Here is a 19,408-nt window from a genome sequence, read left to right as displayed (position 1 = left end):
GGATCCCCGTCGGGATAGGGGCTCAGCAAGTGCCCGTTCCGCCTTCCCCAGCGGGCCTCCGGGGGCTTCGCTGATGCAGGCACTCTCGGATGTTCTGATCAGCGACCAGGTTCAAGATCCTTGCGATAGGAGAGGGAATCACCGTGCCCGGCATTTGGCTCTATTCGCGAGGTCACAACGAACCCCAGCTTCGAGACGACCTGTTGTGAGGCCGTGTTCCAGTCTCGGATAGTCGCCCACAAGCGGGTGTAGCCCGACGACTCCGCCCATTCGAGGACTGCAGATGCAGTCTCAGTCGCGAGACCGTGGCCCCATTCTCTTCGAAGAAACTCATACGCAAGCTCGGGCTCATCTTCCTGCCCATGTGCGTTTGCGATCAGACCGCAGCAGCCGATGACCTCCCGGCTGTCTTTTCGCACCGCAGCCAGCAGCCCTAAACAAGGCTGAACGTATTCGTCCCGAATCCGGTCTTCGAGATCTTCAAGGGACGGGCGATGTGTGTGGGTGGAGGTTGACAACTGGGGTCAGTCTCCACGTGTGAGGTGTGGGCCCGTTTTGTCAGCTTCATCCAGAGCTGTCATCGTTGCCGCTGCGATGACGCGTGCCCACTTCTGATGAAGTGCTTTCCAGGAAAAAAGGTCCCCCACGAACATTTTTCCGACCCGCAAGTCCGGGAATGGCACGAATACGGTGTTGGGTCTGTGCAAGGTGGCCGCCAGTGTGACCTGATTGAGACGGTGGATTTGCAGTGTCAGTAATTTGCGCACCCACAGTGGCATGTCCTGAAAGTCGCCCATTGGGGGAATTGCGGCCAAAATAATGCGGCAATCAGCTGCGGCACGATCCTGAATGTGATCTATGACTGTCCCCAGATTGGCGGCCCACCGTGTTGAGCTTGTGGCGAGCAGTACGTCGGGGATACCCAACATGATGATGGCTACATCAACGTCGGCGGCCCCCAGATCATCCATTTGCCCCACTTTCGCGATGGTGAGGTCTGTAGCACCGATAGTTGCCCACCGGCATCCGCGCCTACGATCGTGGGAGATCAGCCGAGCTGTGTGGGACGCAACGGTCATCCCGTGTTCTATCACACCGTATCCGGCAACTGCCACATCACCGATGAATAGCAGATGGTCAGGGTCCGAACCGGCAATAACCAATTCCGGCTCATCTGCCGGAAATGGGCCCGAATTGACCTCTTGTTTGTATAACGCAAGCGGCATCCGCAACAGTGGGTGCGCACAAAACACGACAACATCGACAAAGAACGACCGCAGCGCACTTTTACCACTTTCGCCGTTCTGGAAAACCACAGATGTCTTCTCTGTCTGGCCTTCGGATGTGGCGAACTGACCCCGATGGAATGACCTTGCATTCGGAGCTACGGCCTGCCGCAAATACGACATAACCCTCAACTTTCTCAGCCTCAGGAAGTACCCGATAGTCCCACTTAATGGGGCAGCCCGACATCCACAGTTGGAGCACTGAACCGTCCCGGATTTTGTGCCGCGTTCTTTTGGTTAAAAGACAGGATTTAAGCCGAGAAAGAGCCCGGTCGAGGTTCCGCTTGCGGTGTGATCGTCTCGTCCGACGACCGCATCACTATGGTTTAGGAGTGAATGACGTCCAAATTATCCGCGCGGAGGATGCTCGAGGCATTGCGTTCGAAGCCGATGGTTATGTGCTCGTGGGTGAGAGTTGGGGCGCTCGGCTGCGACTGTCCGAGCCGCCTGACCTTATGAAGATCCGTCAGGCCGTTATGCGGGCAGAGCAATCAGGGATCACGGTCCAAGAGCTACCCGTGGAGTATGCCGATGCTCTCTACGATCTTGAACTGGCCAATAACGCTGACTACCCCTATACGCCCGCGACCTTCCAGGTACCGCCCGAGCGAGACGCTATTCGTGGGCTTTGGCAGTCGGGAAAGAGAATCTTTGGTGCCCTCGATGGTGGTGTTCTAGTTGCTGCCGCAGTCGGCCAAATCGTCGATGGGGTGGGAGACAACGATTTCGCTTCTGTATTGGAGAGTCATCGGGGTCGCGGGCTCGGCGCTGCGGTGGCGGCTCTATCCATTCTGACTTTTGCGGCAGAGGGGGTCCGAATGTTTTCCGCTGGGGAGCTGCAGTCAATGCCGCCAGTCTCGGCCTCGTGCAGTCGATGGGGTTTCACGTCGAAGAACGATGGCGGAGCTATTCGCGAGGCTGAACGTGCTGCTTCGAAGTGTGCAGTTTCCTTCCACGCAACTCCGGCGCCCATAGGGTTTCTGTCCCAATAGAAGTACCGTCTCTGCGATCGACTCCGGCGATGTTGACAACGTCGGTATACCTAAAGTCTGAACACCACGATCAAGGTCAGTGACGAGCTGCGAGATCGATTGAAGGTGCAGGCTGCGCGAGATGGCCTAACTTTGAGGGCCCATCTGGCTCGCCTCGCTGAGGCGGATGACCGCGCACATAGGTTGAGCGACCTCAAGACTGCGATCGCCCACACGTCGGACGCCAGTGTGGCGCTCTACGCAGCGGAGACCGCCGAGTGGGAACGTACCGAACTCGCCGATTTGACTGCATGAGCGATCTTGAGCTTGCGCCGGGCGTTGTCGCCTGGGCGACTTTCTCGACCCCTAAACCCCGGACGAACGCTCGCCGGTCTCGCTCAAGACGCCGCTGGTGCGATCATCACCGAGTAGGTCATACGAGGCCAAGGTCTGCAATAACTTGATCCCACGGTATCGGTATCGGTTGCGATTGTGTGCGACGCATTTCTTCGCGCGATTCCTCGGCCGCGCGAATATCCGCCATGTCTTCCGCCAATTCGATCAGGCGCTCTAAGTCGTCGGCGTCGATCACGGCTGCGGTTCCGCAAGCCGTTGCCGATGGACACACCATCCATCGGCACGTGGGTCCGTAAAGTGCCTCAGCCAGCGGCATGCCGCCCGGACCGTCCGGTTGCGGCGGTTGCTAAGGCTTCCATATGCAACGCGCGCGGAGGTGCGACGAAATGCGGGTGGGCTTCATAGATACATCTGGACGACCCTACAAAACGCTGTTGACCTCAGGTGTCTGCCCAACGGGGCCATGGCCACCCCTCGCGAGAGGGACGATGGGACTGCGGTCGATTCGGTTGGCTCCAACGCTGTGAGGACTGAGGTCCTCGCCGGATGGATGTTCAGCATGCCGAAAGCTTTGCCCCTGGAGTTCCGCCGTGACGTCGTCGCGGTCGCGCGTTGCGGTGGAGCGCCGATCGCGCGCATCGCGAAGAACTTCGGAATCGGAACGACGTGTGTCGTCGACTAGTTGCTGGCCTCGCCGTAATTGAAGGTGGTCGTGCATCCGCCGTCAACCGTGACGATCGATCCGGTCATGAAGGATGCACCGTCCCCGGCAAGGAAGACCGCAACGCTCGCGACCTCGCTCGGCTGCGCCTGTCGTCCGAGTGGCTGCATGGCCGCCGCTTTTTCTCGGCGGGCCGAAGCATCAACGAGCTCCTCGGCGCTGAGCAGAGCTGCGCGACGCCCCAGGCTTGTGTCGATGTAGCCGGGGCAGATCGCGTTCACGCGAATCTGGTCGGGGCCGTAATCAACTGCGAGCTGGCGGGTGAGGTGGATGATTCCCGCTTTGGTTGCGCAGTACGCGGCAGATTTCGGCGCAGCCACAATTCCGTAGGTGGAGGCGATGTTGATGATTCGCCCGTCACGTTTCGCCAAGAAATGTGGGAGTGCAAACTTGCTGCAGAGAAAGGTGCCGCGGAGGTTTACGTCCAGAACTCGATCGAAGTCATCCGGCTCGATTTCGTGCAGCCGGGCGGAGGACCCGCCCATCCCGGCATTATTCACGAGAATATCGATCCCACCCAAAGCGCTGACCGTGGTGTCGATCAGGTTCTGGGCTTCCGCCGCCACCGAAATATCTGTTCGAACAAAGATCGCGGACCCGCCAAGGGCCAGGATTTCGCGCACGGTGCGTTCGCCGTCTTCGACAAGAACGTCTGACACCGTCACGGCCGCCCCCGCCTCGGCCATGGCCAGGGCGATGGCGCGACCGATGCCATTTCCGGACCCTGTGACGACGGCAACTTTTCCGAGCAGTGTTGACATGTTCTTCGCCTTTTCGATTCGCTTAGTTTGTTGTGGAGCCAACGGATGGAGCCGGTACAACCCGGTCGACGAAATCACGAACGACTCGATTGAATTCCTCGCGCTCCTCGATCTGGGGTGAATGGCCGGACTTTTCGAAGATCACCAGCTCGGCATTCGGTAGCAGTCGGGCGATGGTCTGCGCCGAGCTAACCGGAGTGATCCAGTCTTCGCGACCCACTGTGACCAGCGTGGGCGCCTGGACGCCAGCCAGGGAACCGGTGAGGTCGTAACCGGACCAATTGTGTTGAAAACACCAGTTGTGTGACTCGTGTCGGTAATAGCCGGCCTCGACTGCGGCGGCTGATTTCACCGGGTCGTATTCGAAGTCGTACAGCGGAATCAGTTCGGCCCAGCAGGCTTTCAGATCTGCATCATCCCGAATGTTGCCGGTCCAGTATCGATTGAAATTCTCCCAATTGATCTCTACCCGATCCTTTCGCCGGGCGTTCTCGAAGGCAAGCTCGAGGTTGCTCCCATCAGCGGCCGTGTCACGCAACAGGATCGCTGAGACGCGTTCGGGATACGCGACCGCGTACTCGAGCGCGATGAATCCGCCGTACGAGCCACCGGCGACGACGATCTGCTCGGCGCCGGACCATAGGCGGAGGCCCTCGATATCGGCAGCCCACTGCTCGTGCGAATAGGGCGGGATCCCGTCACTCAAGCCGCACCCGCGGGCGTCGAACACGATGACGCGAAACCGGTCTGCCAATCCGCCAAACGTTTCGCGCGGTTCAGCCAGCGACCCGATGCCTCCTCCGCCGTGGTGGGCGATGAGCACCGGACCGTCTTCTGGGCCGAATGCCTCGACGTTGAGTCGACAACCGTTGATAACTACATTCATGGTCTAGTCCAATTCCTGTGGGCCAAGGGCGAGTGCTGGGTGAGGCGCCAAATTAAAACAGTGAATGCCCACCATCGATGGACAGTGTCTGGCCGCTCACCCAGCCGGCGTCCGGCGAGACGAAAAACCGAACCCCACGCGCGATGTCTTTCGCCGAGCCGATCTTTCGGGTGGCGATTTGGCCAAGCATCGCCTTCTGACCCTCAACGCCATAGCTCTCCCACTGGGCCTGTGTGGTGGGGTTTGACAGAACGAAACCAGGAGCGACGCAATTGACCGTGATTCCGAACTGGCCCAGTTCGTGCGCGAGTTGACGCGTGAAGGCGATCTGTGCGGCCTTTGCGGATGCGTAGGCCTGGATCCCCGTGAGGCTCACGCTCCGCCCCGCGCCGGAAGAGATGGTGACGATTCGGCCGTACCCGCGAACCTTCATCGAGCGGGCGGCCGCACGGGTGCAGTTGAAGGTCGTTCTGAGGTTGGCGTCAAAGACCGCGGTCCACGCATCATCGGTGAGCTCATCAATCGGAGTGTGGGTTTGGCCCACCACGCCACCGGCGTTGTTGACCAGGATATCGATGGGGCCAACACCGGCGAAGAACCTTTCGGTCGCGTCCGCATCGCTGAGGTCGATAGTGTCTCGGTCGACGCCGTGAACGACCGCCCCAGCTTCGCGAAGATCGTGTGCGATGGCTTGCCCGATTCCCTGGGCGGTTCCGGTGACGATCGCGACCATACCGTCTAGGTTGTTCACGTTTTTCAATGCTCCTCGGGTTGATGAATTACGGCTTATCGGTGATTGCCAGCTGCCGGACTCCCCCGGTGTCAACGTCGTCACGGTTGTGGGGCGCTCGTGATTCACGCGGACCAATCCGCCTCAGCGTGGAGACCATTTTGGCCCTGGAGAACGCCGCGGGCGAGTTAGTAATCGGGCGAGAACAAGACCACCGACATGGCTCGTCAGCGGGGTGGGATTTCTGATTCTGGCGGGTGCAGTGATCGCAGCTTAGCCCGAAAGAAATACTCGAGAGCAATGTTTCAGAGATATCAACATCGTGTTTCAGACATAATAATTTCACAGAATTAGCTTATTTTGTAATTTTCTTTACAGCTGCTGATGGTTCGATATAGGTTAACGACAACTCTTCGGTCGTGACGCTGGCAGTGGCGGATCGGCAGAAGAAACCAAGCCGATCACAGCGATAAAAGGCGAAGAGAAAAGGAAGCAGTTGATGAACAAGAACCATCGGACTATTTTCATAAGTCTGATTGCGATAAGCGGGATGATCCTCACCGGATGCAGCGCCGCGGCAGGCAGCAACAGCACGGCAACCGCAGGGCAGCCTGTGGCGGGTGGCGATCTCAGGATTGCCCGCTCGAGCGACGCAATCTCGATGGACAGCACATCGGCTTCGTTCGAAAACTACTCGATCGAGGTGTACCAGAACATCGGCGAGTCCCTCTTCACCGTGACCGACGACGGCAAAACCGTGAAGCCATGGCTGGCCAGCGGGTACACAGTATCGAGCGACAACCTCACCTACACGATCGCACTCCGCCAGGGCGTCAAGTTCTCGAACGGGCAGCCCCTCACGGCAAAGGACGTGAAGTTCTCGATCGACCAGGACACCAAGACAGCCGACACCGGCTGGGGCTTCATCAACGCAGCGATCGACAAGGTCACAGTCGTTGATGACGCAACCGTCACCGTGTCGCTCAAGTACCCGTGGGCGCCGATTCTGGCTGACCTTTCACTCTTCAGCAACGCGATCATTCCTGACAACTACGGTGGCAAGACTGCCGCGCAGTTCTTCGAGGCCCCTGTCGGCACTGGCCCGTTCAAGTGGGATGAGTGGAAGAAGGGTCAGTACCTCAAGCTTGTCAAGAACCCGAACTACTGGCAAAAGGGAAAGCCGCTCCTGGACAGCGTTACCTACAGCGTTGTTCCCGATGCCAACACCCGCAAACTCCAGCTGCAGGGAGGCCAGACTGATATCGACAACACGCCAGACTGGGCGAGTTTCGCGTCGCTCAAGTCGAGCCCGGGCGTGAAGGTTTTTGCCTTCCCGTCGACCCAGATCGATTACGTCGCGATCAACCAACAGCGCGCTCCCTTCAGCGACATCCACGTTCGTCGCGCAATCGCCTTCGCTATCGATCGGAAGGCGTTAGTCAAGGCAGTGCTCTTCGGCAATGGCAGTGAGGCGAACTCGCTCATCCCGCCCGGAACGCCGTTCTACGACAAGAACGCTCCGGGGCCGAGCTACGACCCGGCCAAGGCGAAAGCAGAGCTGGCCATGTCGTCCCAACCGAACGGCTTCTCGACTTCGGTTCTCATCCGGTCGGGTGACGCGAATCAGAGCTCGGTTGCTCAGATCATGCAGGCTGAGCTAAAAGCCATCGGCATCACCATGGAGATCAAGCAGCTCGATGCGACGGCAGCCAAGAAGGCCGCCATCACCTCCGAGTTCGACATGAACCTCTCTGCCTGGACGATGGATATTCCGGACCCGGACGAGTGGACGACCTTCGCGACTGACCCCACTAGTGGCAACCACTCGGCGTTCACTTTCTACAACAACCCGGTCGTCAACGATCTCAACAAGAAAGCACAGCAGGAGACTGACCCGGCCAAGCGCGAGGTGCTCTATAAGGAGCTTCAGAAGACGACTGGTAATGACGCGTTCTTGACCTACCTGTACTACTCGCCGTACGCGTTCGCCACCTCAGACAAGGTCGGCGGTTACAAGGTGTCCCCGCTTCTGACCTTCCACCTCGAAAACGTCTACAAAACCAAATAATTCGCACCTGAGAGAGGCGGCCACCTCGGCGGCCGCCCCTCTCCCAGGGGGAGGGAGCTCCGGATGCTGCATCGACTGAATTTTATTCCTGGCCGACTTCTTCGGGCTGTCCCGGTCGTCTTCGGAGTCACCATCGTCGTCTTCTTGATGGTTCACCTGCTTCCAGGGGACCCGGCGATCGCGATCCTGGGTGACAAGGGAACACCTCAGCGCATCGCCGCCTTGCGGGAACAACTCGGCCTCAACCAGCCGCTCTGGGTGCAGTATTTCTCCTTTATCGGGCGACTTCTGCAGGGCGATCTCGGCGACAGCCTGGTCAATCAGCGCCCCGTCTCGGAGGTGCTTTTCCAGGCCATCCCGGTAACTCTCACCCTGCTGCTCTTCGCCTTGGTGATAGCCATGGTGATCAGCATTCCGCTCGCCGGAATCGCCGCCACTCGGCCGAACGGTGCCCGTGATCTCCTCGTTCGTATCTTCACGCTGCTCGGTCAGGGAATGCCGCAATTCTGGGTCGGGATCATGTTGATCCTGCTCGTCGCGGTCAACCTCCGCCTGTTTCCCGTCGGCGGATACGGGCTGACAGATTCTGAGCATCTGTATTACCTGTTTCTGCCAGCACTGACATTGGCGATCTCGATGTCCCCCACCATCATTCGCAGCCTTCGGACGTCAACGATCGCCGCGCTCGGGTCTGACTATGTCGCAACCGCGCGCTCGAAGGGCTCCGGAGGAAGCGGACTGTTCGTTCACCACGTACTGCGCAATGCTGCAATCCCCACCATCTCGGTGATCGGCGTCAACCTTGGATACCTGGTAGGCGGCTCGATCGTCATCGAGCGGGTGTTCGCCGTTCCCGGCCTCGGCTCCCTCATGCTCACCGCAATTTTTTCGCGGGACTTCACCACCATTCAAGCTGTCGCGCTGTTCATCGCGCTGTTCGTCATCGTGGTCGGCATCCTGACCGACGTGATCTATACCCTTCTCGATCCGCGGGTCAATTTCAGCAGCAAGGAACGAGCATGACCACGCCCACTGCCCTGTTGTTCCTCGCCCAGGAAAAGCGGCGCAACACTCGAACCCGTTCGCTCAAGGCCTGGTACCGCAACCCCTCGTTGATTGCGGGCCTGATCGTGGTGGGGGCCCTCGTGCTCGTTGCGGTGCTTGCACCGGTGATCGCGCCGTTCGACCCCGTGAAGCAGGATCTGCAGAACTCGCTGCTGGCTCCCGGCGGGGCACACTGGCTCGGCACAGACAAGTACGGGCGAGACGTGCTCTCGCGGCTGATCTGGGGCGCCCGAGTCGACCTGCGGATCGGTTTCATGGCGGTTCTGATCCCGTTCGTCTTCGGCTCAGTCGTCGGTGCTCTCGCCGGCTACTTCGGCGGCTGGTTCGATTCGATCGTCATGCAGATCGTCGACATCTTTTTCGCCTTCCCGTTTTACGTCATGGTGATCGTGCTGGTGTTCCTGCTCGGTGCCGGTGAGGTGAGTATCTATCTCGCGATTTCGGCAATCTCGTGGGTGGCCTACGCCAAGATCGTGCGGGGCGAAGTCTTGGTGGTCAAGAAGCAGGACTACATCGTCGCCGCGCGGCTGGGAGGCATGTCGCACGGCCGGGTCATCGTGCGTCACATCGGCCCGAACGTCATGTCGCAGGCAATCGTCTACGCGATGAGCGACATCGTCCTCGACATCATGGCGATTGTCACTCTGGGCTACCTCGGTCTGGGAGTTGCGCCACCCACCGCGGAGTGGGGAAGCATGATCCTCGACGGCCAGGAGTTCATCACCACCCAGTGGCAGCAAGCGACCATCCCCGGTCTCGTGATTGTGGTCACAAGCCTTGGGCTGTCGTGGATCGGCGATGGGTTATCCGACTTGCTCAGCCCGGAGAGAAGAAAATGACAACACCAGCTCCGCTGCTTAGCGTCAACAACCTCAGTCTGGGAGTCGTTCGATCCGGTCATAGACCAACGGTTATCGTCGACGACGTTTCCTTCACCGTCGCCAAGGGTGAGCGCTTCGGAATCGTCGGAGAATCCGGCTCCGGAAAGTCCTTGACCCTGCGCGCCATCGCGGGCCTACTGCCGGCCGGGATCGACGCTCTCTCCGGATCGGTGACGTATGAGGGCCGCGACCTGTTCAGCACCTCGTCGGCTGCTCGCCGCAAGCTGATGGGGCCCGAAATCGCGATGGTGTTCCAGGAACCGATGACGGCGTTGAATCCGGTCGTTCGGGTGGGCGAGCAGATCGCCGAGGGACCACGCCGCCACCTCGGGCTGTCGCGGGCGGCAGCAATGGCGCTCGCCATCGAGATGATGGCAAAGACGGGAATCCCCGATCCGGCCAAGCGGGCACGGGCATTTCCGCACGAGCTCTCCGGCGGTCTCCGCCAGCGCATCATGATTGCGATGGCGCTCTCGTGCCGACCGAAACTGCTGCTGTGCGATGAGCCGACCACTGCGCTCGATGTGACGGTGCAGCATCAGGTGCTGCGCCTGCTCGAGCAACTCTGCGATGACTTCGGCGCGGCACTGATTTTCGTCACTCACGACCTCGCGGTCGTCAACCAGACCTGCGACAACCTGGCCGTCATGTATGCGGGGCACATTGTCGAATCCGGGCGGGTCAAGGACGTGTTCCGTGACCCCCGCCACCCATACACCAGGGGGCTTCTCGACTCCGCCCCCGACTTCGATCAACCCGACCGGGCGCTCGTGCCGATTCCCGGCTTTCCACCGAACCTCGCCGACCGGCCATCCGGATGCGCCTTCGCGCCCCGTTGCATCCACGCGCAGCCCGGCTGTCTCGTTGCATCCCCGGCGCTCGAGTCGCTGGCACCGGGGCGTTCGGTGGCCTGCATAGAGTCCGACTCGATCTTTCAAGGGGTACCGGCATGACCACATCCGCTGTGCTGAGGGTCAGCAACATTTCAAAGAATTACCATGTCCCAAGCCCCATCCTAAGCAAGCTTCGGCCGGGGGCACTGCGTCGGGAATCCCTTACGGCGCTCGACGGCATTGATCTCGAGCTGCGGGCCGGTGAGATCCTGGCCTTGGTTGGCGAGTCCGGCTCGGGCAAGTCGACCCTGGCCAAGATTTTGGTCGGAAGCGTCGAGGCGTCTGCCGGTCAGCTCGACTATCGCGGGCTCCCGATGCCGGTTCGGCGCGGCCGCGATGCGACGCGGCGTATTCAGATGGTCTTCCAGGACCCCTACTCCTCGCTCAATCCACGGATCACGGTCGGCGCGATCCTGGCTGAACTCCTGAAACTGCACAAGATCGTGCCGCGCAACGAGGTGCGGGCAGAGAGCATTCGCCTGCTCAACCTGGTCGGGATGCAGGAGGAGGCGCTTGACGCATACCCCAGCCAGTTCTCCGGCGGCCAGCGCCAGCGTATTGCCATAGCGCGCGCCCTCGCGGTGCGGCCCGATGTGCTCATTGCCGACGAACCGGTGTCCGCTCTCGACGTCTCGGTGCAGGCCACGATCCTCGAGTTGTTCACGTCGTTGCGCGTTGAACTCGGGTTAAGCATCCTCTTCGTGGCCCACAACCTTGCCGTCGTGCAGCACCTCAGCCAGCGGGTTGCCGTGATGTACCTGGGGCGAATTGTCGAGGTGGCTGAAACGGCTGAGCTCTTCGCTAACCCCCGACACCCTTACACCCAGGCACTGATCGGCTCGATTCCGCGCATGTCCGAATCCAGCGTTAATCTTGAGCTGGTGCTGGAAGGCGAGCCGCCAAGCCCCTACGACATTCCCAGTGGGTGCCGTTTTCACCCGCGATGTCCAGCTGCCGTTACGGCCTGCCGAGAGATCGATCCTTCGCTCACCGCTGTCGCTGCCGACCACCAGAGCGCGTGTCTTCTCGCCAATGAATTGCCGGCGTTTTACCCCGTCGCCACGTCCTAACTGCACGCTGTGCAGCTTTTTCGAGCCCAAAGTAGGAGGAAATGTGAAGGTCTGGATCTCATTCGATATGGAGGGCGTCGCCGGGATAGTCGACTGGGAACAGTGTCGGCCGGGCAGTGGCGTACCGTATGCCCTGGGCTGTGCACTACTCCAGGACGAGGTCAACGCGGCGATCGAGGGCGCTCTGGCCGGTGGTGCAACAGAGATCGTGCTCAATGACTCGCACAGCACCATGGCAAACCTCGATCCGCGCAAAATCGCCGGCAATGCCCAGTACATTTCAGGGCGGCACAAGCCGATGTATATGATGCAGGGGCTCGATGCCAGCTTCGACGCCATCTTCTTCGTTGGCTATCACGGATCAATCTCCGGTCCGCCCTCGACCCTGTCGCACACTTACAACCCCGAAGTAATCTCCGGCGCCAGGGTCAACGGTCAATATGTGGGAGAGAGCGGGATCAACGCGCTCGTGGCTCATCATTTTGGAGTGCCGATCGCCCTGGTGACGGGTGACTCCGTTCTGCATGAGGAGACTAGGCCGTTCGCGCCGGACGCAGTGGAGGTCGTGACGAAGGAATCGATCACCAGGTTCAGTGCAAAGAATCTGCATCCGGCAGTGTCGTGCGCGGCGATTCGGGCTGGTGCTGAGCTGGCAATGCGCCGAGTTGGCGAAGGCGCCGTTGCGACCCCACAAATCAGCAGTCCAGCCGCTTTGGATCTTGACTTCCAAACGGCAGACATGGCCGAAGTCGCTACGTGGGCACGCGGGGCGGTTCGCACAAGCGACCGGGAGGTCAGAATCGAGGGAGAGAACTTCTTGAATATCTTTGAGTCATTCGTCGCGGTCAATTACATTACGCGTCAGGCCGGTGGCCGCTGATGCCCGATGCGACCCAGCTACCAATCACCGTCATATCTCTCGATCCGGCACCGACAGGGTTTGCGTTGGCCATTCACGGGGGTGCGGGCGGCCAGATTCAGGAGCTGTCCCTCGTTGAGCGCGGAAACTACTCCGCCGGACTCGCCGACGCCTACCTGGTCGGCGAGGCCATCCTGGAAGCCGGCGGGAGTGCGCTCGATGCCGTCTGTGCGAGCGTCGAATCGCTCGAAGACAACCCGCTGTTCAACGCGGGCTTCGGCGCGGCGCTCACGGCAACGGGGGAGGCTGAGCTGGATGCGGCGGTCATGACCGGAGCTGGCCGGGCCGGTGCAATCGCGGTGTCTCGCCACGTTAAGAACCCGATCGGAGCCGCACGAAAGGTGATGGAAGATACCGAACATGTTCTGCTGGTCTCTCCGAGCAAGGGGCTCATCGAAAGCTGGGGGCTCGAAACGGTCGAACCGAACTACTTCGTGACGCAAGCACGCCTGTCCCAGCTCAGAAATGTTCAGTCGGAGCTGATGGCTGCTTCTCGCCACGGCACTGTCGGGGCGGTCGCCGTCGATTCTCGCGGCCACGTCGCAGCCGCAACTTCTACCGGCGGAATGGTCAACCAGAGCGAAGGCCGAGTGGGGGACACTCCGGTGATCGGCGCCGGTAACTACGCCAGGGACGGTGTGGTTGCCGTCTCGTGCACCGGTGAGGGCGAATCATTCATCGAGGGAGTTGTCGCCCACGAGATCTCAGCGCGGATACGCTATCTCGGTGCCACCGTGGCTGACGCTGTGAGCGGCACAATTGCGGACGAACTCGGCAGCCGAGGTGCCAATGGCGGGATCATCGCCGTTGACCCGTCCGGTCGGGTGGTGGTCGCCTACAATTCCGATGCCATGTTCGCGGCATATCGACACGACGGTGAACTGGTGACACTGACTTGACTCGAACTGGCTTGGGGGTGCGGTTTTTGGACAGGTCGATCCACCACCGCTTGCCCGCCGATTACGTCATGTGTCAGGGGAAACGATGATTCTGATCAAAGACGAGATTTTCGCGAGGATGGATGAGCTGAGCGCTGCCATGAAGAAAGTGGCACGTGTGCTGCTTGCTGATTATCCGAGTGCGGGGCTCGTTTCAGCGGCGTTGCTCGCGTCGCTCGCCGGCACCAGCACTCCGACCGTCTTGCGGCTGGTGGAACGATTGGGCTTGGGTAGCTATCCCGATTTCCAAAAGGCGCTTCGAAATGAGATCACCCATCAAACGAGCAGCCCCGTCAATCGGGCAGCGCACAGCACGGTCGAGCGAGTTGGTGGCTCGTTCCTTGAGGCTGCGGCCCGGGATCGGATCGCCCTAATCGAGCAAATGTTGTCGATTGTGCCCCCGACCGAGTTCGACCAGGTCGTGGCATTGTTGGCATCATCGCCTCGGCACGTGCTGATCTCGGGGGGCTATTTTTCGAAACAGGTCGCCCGGACCCTCGCGCTTCAGCTCGAGCAGCTCATTCCGCACGTTGGCTTTGCGGATGACCCACTCGGTCACGACACCCTGAAATATTTGGAGCTGAGACGAGACTCCGTCGCAATCATCATTGACCTCCGGCGCTATGAACTGTCATCCAGACGAGTATCGATGATGGCCAAGAAGCAGGGCGCGACCGTAATCGTCATAACCGACGAAGAGCTATCACCCTGTGCTGAGGATGCCGACTTAGTGCTGCCGATTCCCGTCGGTGGAGTGCCCTTCGATTCGTTCGCTGCACTGGTCGTCCTTGCCGAGTGTCTCGTTGAGGCGGTCTTTCACCGCGTCGGCAAGAAGGGTTTGGAGCGAATGAGACAGTGGGAAAACGCCGTCCAAATCCACCGGACCTTCAAAGACACCAGTGCCCGCGAGGCTAGGGCAACGCCGGAGCGCGTTTCTCAAACATCAGCGTAGTTTCTACAAACGCGGCCGCCGAGAGCAGCCTCTGGTCCCGCCCCAGCGGTGCTGCGAGTTGCAGCCCGATCGGCAGCCCCGCGGAATTCCAACCACAGGGGAGCACGATCGCTGGGTCGCCAGTGACGTTGAACACCCCGGAGAAAAGGCCTTCGGCCTCGCCTTCGGGCGTATCTATCGGGGGTGTGGTCGCCGGAGCAACAAAGGGAACAGCCGGGGTGAGAAGAACATCGATATTGCCGAAAACATCGGCGGCGGCAGGTAACAGGCTCAGTCTCAGGGCGAGCGCCGCAGAATATTGTTGCTCGCTGATTTCGGCGCCACCGACCAGCAACCGAAGGGTTTCTGGGCCGTAATGATGCGGATCCGAGCCGATGCGCGCGCCGTGAATCTGCCACGCCTCGTACAGCAGGATGTCCTCGAAGGTCGTGCTGACGGCATCGAGCGCCGCACCATCGACTTCAATAATCGAGCATCCGGACGAAGTCAGCGTCGTGATCGCATTCCGGAGCACCACCACGATCTCCGGGTCGAGAATGGGCAGGTCGAGCTGACCGGCGATGATGCCGATGCGAAGCGGCCCGGCCTCGGCATCCGGAGTTTCCCCGGTCAGGGCAATGAAAACCTGCTCCACCGCGGCGACGGTCGCGCCGAGGAAGCCGACGTGGTCAAAGCTTGGCGCGAGTGGTTCAACCCCGGCCAGGGAAAGTGCTCCATAGCTCGGTTTGAACCCGACGGTGGCGCAATAATGCGCCGGAATGCGGATCGACCCGCCGGTGTCGGTGCCAAGTGCGATACTGCAGGCACCAACCCCGACCAGGGCCGCTGACCCTCCGCTTGAGCCGCCTGCCGTGCGGTTGCGGTCGAACGGGTTGAGGGCTTCCGGTACGTCAGGGTGCGGGGCCCCCGCTGCGTACTCGAGCAGTGAGGTGGCAACAAAGAGGTCGGCACCGGCCGTGCGCAGCGCCGCCACGACCGGGGCATCTTTCTTCGCGGGTTGGCCCCGCATCGCCTGAGGGTTTCCGTTTCCCCGCGGATGCCCGCTGATATCGATTATGTCTTTTACCGCGATGGCAATGCCGTGCAGCGGGCCGGCAGCAGCCCGTTGAGGGGCGGGAAACATCGCCACAACAGCATTGAGTGGTCGCCCCAATCGCTCGGTTCGCTCGTAGGTTGCCAGGAGGTCGAGGTTGGCTCTGTCTTTCGGGCGATCGCCGCACTCGATGGCGCGAACTAGTGCGGCCACCTGCGTGGTGAGCGGGCCAGTGAGAGCCCCGGAGATGACGCCCGTGCCCGGCTCGAAGAATGGAGGGGAGGCACTCATCCGGCTCAGCGTTCCCTCGAGGTCGCGTGGGTCAAAGTCGTCAATTGCTTCGGCCCGAGTCGGACACTGATCGAGAACCTCGCGGGCGAGCGCACTTAACAGCGGTTGCCAGTCAAGCGCGTTGAGCGATGCTGCCGCTGACAAGCCCGAAGTGGAAACGGCCAGAAGCACCGCCTGCTTAGCAGCAAACGACCAGAGGCAGCCCTGGATATTGTCGGTCGGTCGGCCAGACGGGAGCACGGCGGCCAGCGACTGCACTCGTGCAGTGATCTCCGTGCTCGCGACTTCGCCAACAAATACCGTTCCCGCGCTTCTCAGCAGTATTCGTCCCGGACTTAGCTGTTGCGCATCGATTGTGGCTAGCGCGGCGAGAATCCGCTGGGAACCAAGCGCGGTGATCAGCGGTTCCGAATGCGGTGTGGTGTTGAGACAGACCAGTAAACCGTCTGGGGCCAACCTGTCGCGGACCAGCCCGGCGAACGCCGATGTCATGTAGTCAGCGTCAGTGAGCACCACCACCCCCAGCATCTCAGGCAGGTCTGCGGGTGATACTCCGCGCGCCCGCACTTTTACAGTGTCGATCGGGCCCTCGATGGTGAGGCCAAATTCGTTGATGGTCACCACTCGCGCGGCATCACTGTCGCACAGAACCACCTCATGGCCGTTCCGAATTAGCTCGGCTGCGACGGTGCAACTGATCGCTCCCGTGCCGATGATCGTGAACTTCATGGCGGGTTTCTCCTCGGGTCGGCTTGTATTGTCCAGATGCTCACGTGCCGGAAATGCCTTGGTCGACTTAGAGGACATGATTTCGGACGCCAGCGACCAAGACGAGTGCCTTCGTTGCCAACACCGAATTTTTCCGAAGGGATATTCGAAAGGTTTCATCGCGCAGGCGGCCCGAAACTCAAGGGTTTCAGGGATGAAACCCTGTAGTGACTTTACGGCACGACATGGGACGCGTTGGGGGTCGGAGCAGTCTGGGCGCCGAGATCGCGGATACGACGAGCTCACGTTGCGAACCTATGCCGATGTGCCGTGGAATGCACCGTTCTATGCCACGTGTGGCTTCACCGAAACTGAGCCGGCGACGGACTTCCGCCATCATCTCCATCTGATCGAAGAGGGACTCCGCCTGGGCCGATACGGCCGGCACCCTTGGCCGGGATACCCCCGCCAAGAACGGTAGATTCGAGCCCATCATCGACATCGACTGTGACGACCCGAACCGGGCGGACGTTCTCCAACTCCTCACCGAGCACCTGGCCGACATGTTCGCGACGTCGCCGCCAGAAAGCGTGCACGCCCTCGACCCGTCAGCCCTGTCGCACGAGTCCGTGACGTTCTTTACCGCGCGGGAGGATGGCGCATTGCTCGGTTGTGGTGCGCTGAAAGAGATCGACGCTCAGCAGGGTGAAATCAAGTCGATGCGCACGATATCGGCCGCGCGGGGGCGTGGCGTGGCCGCTCTGGTGCTGACTCGGATTGTGGATGTCGCGCGCCAACGCCGCTATGAACGCCTCTGCCTCGAAACGGGAACCGAGCATTTCTTCGCACCGGCGAGGAGGCTGTACAGCCGCAACGGTTTCACCGAATGTGAGCCGTTCGGGGACTATCTGCCTGACCCGAACAGCGTCTTCATGAGCCGGGTGCTGAACGCCGAAGGGTGACCAACGGCTGCAGTTGCACGCGAACATCGTGCGCGGTCCGAGCGTGCTCGCTGGGAATGTAACCCAGCTTCGTGGGCTTAACTACCTCGGTCCCAGTTCCTTACGTTTGGAGAAAGCTTTTGCTTACAGTCAATTCCTACGCCGCCGCCTCGGCTACCGATCCGCTCGTCGCGACGACTATCGAACGCCGAGACGTCGGACCGAAAGATGTGCTGATCGAGATCGCGTACTCGGGCATCTGCCACTCCGACATCCACACCGTGCGTGGTGAGTGGGGCGATATCCAGTACCCGCTCACCGTCGGCCACGAGATCGTGGGTGTGGTCACGGAGATCGGATCCGAAGTGACGTTGCACACGGTCGGCGCCCGTGTGGGGGTCGGCTGCATGGTGAACTCCTGCCGCGAATGCGTGAACTGTCTTGCCGGCGAAGAGCAGTACTGCCTCAAGGGGAACACCGGAACTTACGGCTCAGTCGACCGCGACGGCACCATCACCCAGGGCGGATACTCCACCCATATCGTCGTCGTGGAGGACTTCGTACTCTCCGTCCCGGAGAGCATCCCCTACGAGGCGGCCGCACCTCTGCTCTGCGCCGGAATAACCACTTACTCACCGCTGGCACATTGGAATGCCGGGCCGGGCACACAGGTCGCCGTCGTCGGAATGGGCGGCCTCGGCCATATGGCCGTGAAGATCGCGCACGCGATGGGCGCTGAAGTGACCGTGCTCTCGCAGTCGCTCAGCAAGCAGGAAGACGGATTGCGTTTCGGAGCGGATCACTACTACGCCACGAGCGACGCTGCGACTTTCACCTCACTGGCAAACAGTTTTGACCTCATCATCAACACGGTTAGCGCCAAGATCGATCTGCACCAGTACCTGTCGATGCTCGCCCTCAATGGCACGATGGTCAATGTCGGTGCCCCGCCAGAGCCGCTGCCGCTGCAGGTGTTCACGCTGTTCAACAACCGTCGCTCATTCGCCGGTTCCGGCATCGGGAGCATCCGCGAGACCCAGGAAATGCTCGACTTCTGCGCCGAGCACAACATCGCCCCCGAGGTCGAGATCGTCTCCGCCGACGGCATCAACGCCGCCTACGAACGTGTGCTCGCCTCAGACGTGCGCTACCGCTTCGTGATTGACGCGGCGACCTTCCGCTAGAAGCAGTCTCTGGGCGAATGCTGGTTGGGAAGGTGTGACCGTACTCTCGGTCACACCTTCCCGTTTCACTGCGCAGCATCCCGAGTGCGATCGAGCACAAAGATCCCCTCTGACGAGGTCAAATCCACCTGGGTGGTGTGGTGTGGGTCACTGGCGGGCTGAGACCCCACAAAGACGCTCACTGACCATCGCGAGCTGTCAAGAAATGGCCCAAGATGCCAATCCGCGAAGCGATTCTGCAGCTGGAGAGGGGAACCCGATGCCGCGGCATCCTGATCTGCGGGCCCTCCAGCAGCCTCGACGGTCGTGCCGATGATCAGGCGCCCGCCGGGACGCAGCAGTATCGCGGCTGTGTTGAAAACAAACTCGAGTTCGGCGGTAGTCAGGAAAGCCGCAACGTTTCCCGCGAGCAGCAACGCGTCATACCGATCGGGTAGCCCGGCGTCCAGCAGGGTCCTGGGCACGAGGTCTGCCGCTCCGAGTTGGCGAAACCAAGCGGGATTCGATAGCTCTAGAGCGATGTTGAGGATGCGTACTGTCGGGTCAATGCCATAGGACTCGTGCCCACATCGGCGCAGTGCAGCAACTGCGCTCCCGTGGCCGCATCCGACATCGAGGATTTTTGAACGTCGGCACGAAATCATGTCTACGAAGCGCGGGCGAATTCAGGCGGTGGTCGCAACACCGGCTTGATTTGACTGGTTCGAGAGTATCTCGCTGAGGACCTCAGCTGGGGTGCGGTAGCCATGACGT

Annotated in this window: 20 protein-coding genes; 12 read left to right on the top strand and 8 right to left on the bottom strand. The window is 60.7% G+C overall.

Translation table 11 applies throughout. The features are described from left to right. Window positions 1-98: 98 nt before the first annotated feature. Window positions 99-518 (bottom strand): GNAT family N-acetyltransferase, encoded by a 420-nt coding sequence (locus IWX88_RS14325; protein WP_196830887.1) that lies wholly within the window; start codon window positions 516-518, stop codon window positions 99-101. Window positions 519-524: 6 nt separating this feature from the next. Further along, window positions 525-1,316, bottom strand: coding sequence for an SGNH/GDSL hydrolase family protein (locus IWX88_RS12755; RefSeq protein WP_196830884.1), 792 nt, complete (start codon window positions 1,314-1,316; stop codon window positions 525-527). 302 nt (window positions 1,317-1,618) lie between these two features. Between IWX88_RS12755 and IWX88_RS12750 the strand changes: the two genes are divergently transcribed. Next, on the top strand, window positions 1,619-2,278 hold the full coding sequence (locus IWX88_RS12750; RefSeq protein WP_196830882.1) for a hypothetical protein: 660 nt from the start codon (window positions 1,619-1,621) through the stop codon (window positions 2,276-2,278). Window positions 2,279-2,690: 412 nt separating this feature from the next. On the opposite strand, the gene IWX88_RS12745 is transcribed toward IWX88_RS12750, so the two are convergent. Further along, on the bottom strand, window positions 2,691-2,849 hold the full coding sequence (locus tag IWX88_RS12745) for a type II toxin-antitoxin system Phd/YefM family antitoxin (RefSeq protein WP_231369277.1): 159 nt from the start codon (window positions 2,847-2,849) through the stop codon (window positions 2,691-2,693). Window positions 2,850-3,173: 324 nt separating this feature from the next. Between IWX88_RS12745 and IWX88_RS14120 the strand changes: the two genes are divergently transcribed. Further along, on the top strand, window positions 3,174-3,296 hold the full coding sequence (locus IWX88_RS14120; protein ID WP_255526104.1) for a hypothetical protein: 123 nt from the start codon (window positions 3,174-3,176) through the stop codon (window positions 3,294-3,296). Here the strand turns inward: IWX88_RS14120 and IWX88_RS12740 are convergent. From IWX88_RS12740 to IWX88_RS12730, 3 genes are read right to left on the bottom strand one after another with little or no spacing between them, the layout of a single operon-like run. Continuing rightward, window positions 3,293-4,096 (bottom strand): SDR family NAD(P)-dependent oxidoreductase, encoded by an 804-nt coding sequence (locus IWX88_RS12740; protein WP_196830878.1) that lies wholly within the window; start codon window positions 4,094-4,096, stop codon window positions 3,293-3,295. The two genes, IWX88_RS14120 and IWX88_RS12740, sit on opposite strands and share 4 nt — an antisense overlap. Before the next feature lie 22 nt (window positions 4,097-4,118). Beyond that, window positions 4,119-4,982 (bottom strand): alpha/beta fold hydrolase, encoded by an 864-nt coding sequence (locus IWX88_RS12735; RefSeq protein WP_196830876.1) that lies wholly within the window; start codon window positions 4,980-4,982, stop codon window positions 4,119-4,121. A gap of 52 nt (window positions 4,983-5,034) precedes the next feature. Then, window positions 5,035-5,733, bottom strand: coding sequence for an SDR family NAD(P)-dependent oxidoreductase (locus IWX88_RS12730; RefSeq protein WP_196830874.1), 699 nt, complete (start codon window positions 5,731-5,733; stop codon window positions 5,035-5,037). Between the two features lie 478 nt (window positions 5,734-6,211). Between IWX88_RS12730 and IWX88_RS12725 the strand changes: the two genes are divergently transcribed. From IWX88_RS12725 to IWX88_RS12690, 8 genes are all read left to right on the top strand, one after another. Continuing rightward, window positions 6,212-7,780, top strand: a complete 1,569-nt coding sequence (locus IWX88_RS12725; RefSeq protein ID WP_196830872.1) for an ABC transporter substrate-binding protein — start codon at window positions 6,212-6,214, stop codon at window positions 7,778-7,780. A gap of 63 nt (window positions 7,781-7,843) precedes the next feature. Then, window positions 7,844-8,803, top strand: a complete 960-nt coding sequence (locus IWX88_RS12720) for an ABC transporter permease (protein ID WP_196830870.1) — start codon at window positions 7,844-7,846, stop codon at window positions 8,801-8,803. Next, on the top strand, window positions 8,800-9,684 hold the full coding sequence (locus IWX88_RS12715; RefSeq protein ID WP_196830868.1) for an ABC transporter permease: 885 nt from the start codon (window positions 8,800-8,802) through the stop codon (window positions 9,682-9,684). The genes IWX88_RS12720 and IWX88_RS12715 overlap by 4 nt, the downstream gene beginning before the upstream one ends. Further along, window positions 9,681-10,679 carry an ABC transporter ATP-binding protein gene (locus IWX88_RS12710; RefSeq protein WP_196830866.1) on the top strand — a complete coding sequence of 333 codons (999 nt, stop codon included), beginning with the start codon at window positions 9,681-9,683 and terminating at the stop codon, window positions 10,677-10,679. The genes IWX88_RS12715 and IWX88_RS12710 overlap by 4 nt, the downstream gene beginning before the upstream one ends. After that, a complete protein-coding gene (locus IWX88_RS12705; protein ID WP_196830864.1) occupies window positions 10,676-11,689 on the top strand; it encodes an ABC transporter ATP-binding protein in 1,014 nt (337 codons plus the stop codon). The genes IWX88_RS12710 and IWX88_RS12705 overlap by 4 nt, the downstream gene beginning before the upstream one ends. Window positions 11,690-11,732: 43 nt before the next feature. Further along, the gene (locus IWX88_RS12700) at window positions 11,733-12,569 is read left to right on the top strand and encodes a M55 family metallopeptidase (protein WP_196830863.1); all 837 of its coding nucleotides are present in this window, start codon (window positions 11,733-11,735) and stop codon (window positions 12,567-12,569) included. Further along, entirely contained in the window at window positions 12,569-13,507 is a 939-nt protein-coding gene (locus IWX88_RS12695) for an isoaspartyl peptidase/L-asparaginase family protein (RefSeq protein WP_196830862.1), read from the top strand. The genes IWX88_RS12700 and IWX88_RS12695 overlap by 1 nt, the downstream gene beginning before the upstream one ends. Window positions 13,508-13,592: 85 nt before the next feature. Beyond that, a complete protein-coding gene (locus IWX88_RS12690; RefSeq protein ID WP_196830861.1) occupies window positions 13,593-14,498 on the top strand; it encodes a MurR/RpiR family transcriptional regulator in 906 nt (301 codons plus the stop codon). On the opposite strand, the gene IWX88_RS12685 is transcribed toward IWX88_RS12690, so the two are convergent. Further along, window positions 14,458-16,551: an amidase family protein gene (locus IWX88_RS12685; protein ID WP_196830860.1), complete on the bottom strand. Its 2,094-nt coding sequence runs from the start codon at window positions 16,549-16,551 to the stop codon at window positions 14,458-14,460. The genes IWX88_RS12690 and IWX88_RS12685 overlap by 41 nt on opposite strands. A gap of 470 nt (window positions 16,552-17,021) precedes the next feature. Here IWX88_RS12685 and IWX88_RS12680 point away from each other — a divergent pair, with 470 nt between their 5' ends. Next, window positions 17,022-17,492: a GNAT family N-acetyltransferase gene (locus IWX88_RS12680; RefSeq protein ID WP_196831034.1), complete on the top strand. Its 471-nt coding sequence runs from the start codon at window positions 17,022-17,024 to the stop codon at window positions 17,490-17,492. A gap of 119 nt (window positions 17,493-17,611) precedes the next feature. After that, complete coding sequence (locus IWX88_RS12675; RefSeq protein WP_196830859.1) at window positions 17,612-18,655, top strand: NAD(P)-dependent alcohol dehydrogenase; 1,044 nt, start codon at window positions 17,612-17,614, stop codon at window positions 18,653-18,655. A gap of 65 nt (window positions 18,656-18,720) precedes the next feature. Here IWX88_RS12675 and IWX88_RS12670 read toward each other — a convergent pair whose 3' ends face one another. Next, the gene (locus IWX88_RS12670) at window positions 18,721-19,299 is read right to left on the bottom strand and encodes a bifunctional 2-polyprenyl-6-hydroxyphenol methylase/3-demethylubiquinol 3-O-methyltransferase UbiG (RefSeq protein WP_196830858.1); all 579 of its coding nucleotides are present in this window, start codon (window positions 19,297-19,299) and stop codon (window positions 18,721-18,723) included. Window positions 19,300-19,408 lie beyond the last annotated feature (109 nt).

This window comes from Frigoribacterium sp. CG_9.8, from assembly GCF_015751965.1.
Classification (GTDB): Bacteria; Actinomycetota; Actinomycetes; order Actinomycetales; family Microbacteriaceae; genus Lacisediminihabitans.
This window is presented reverse-complemented; position numbering and strand designations above follow the sequence as displayed.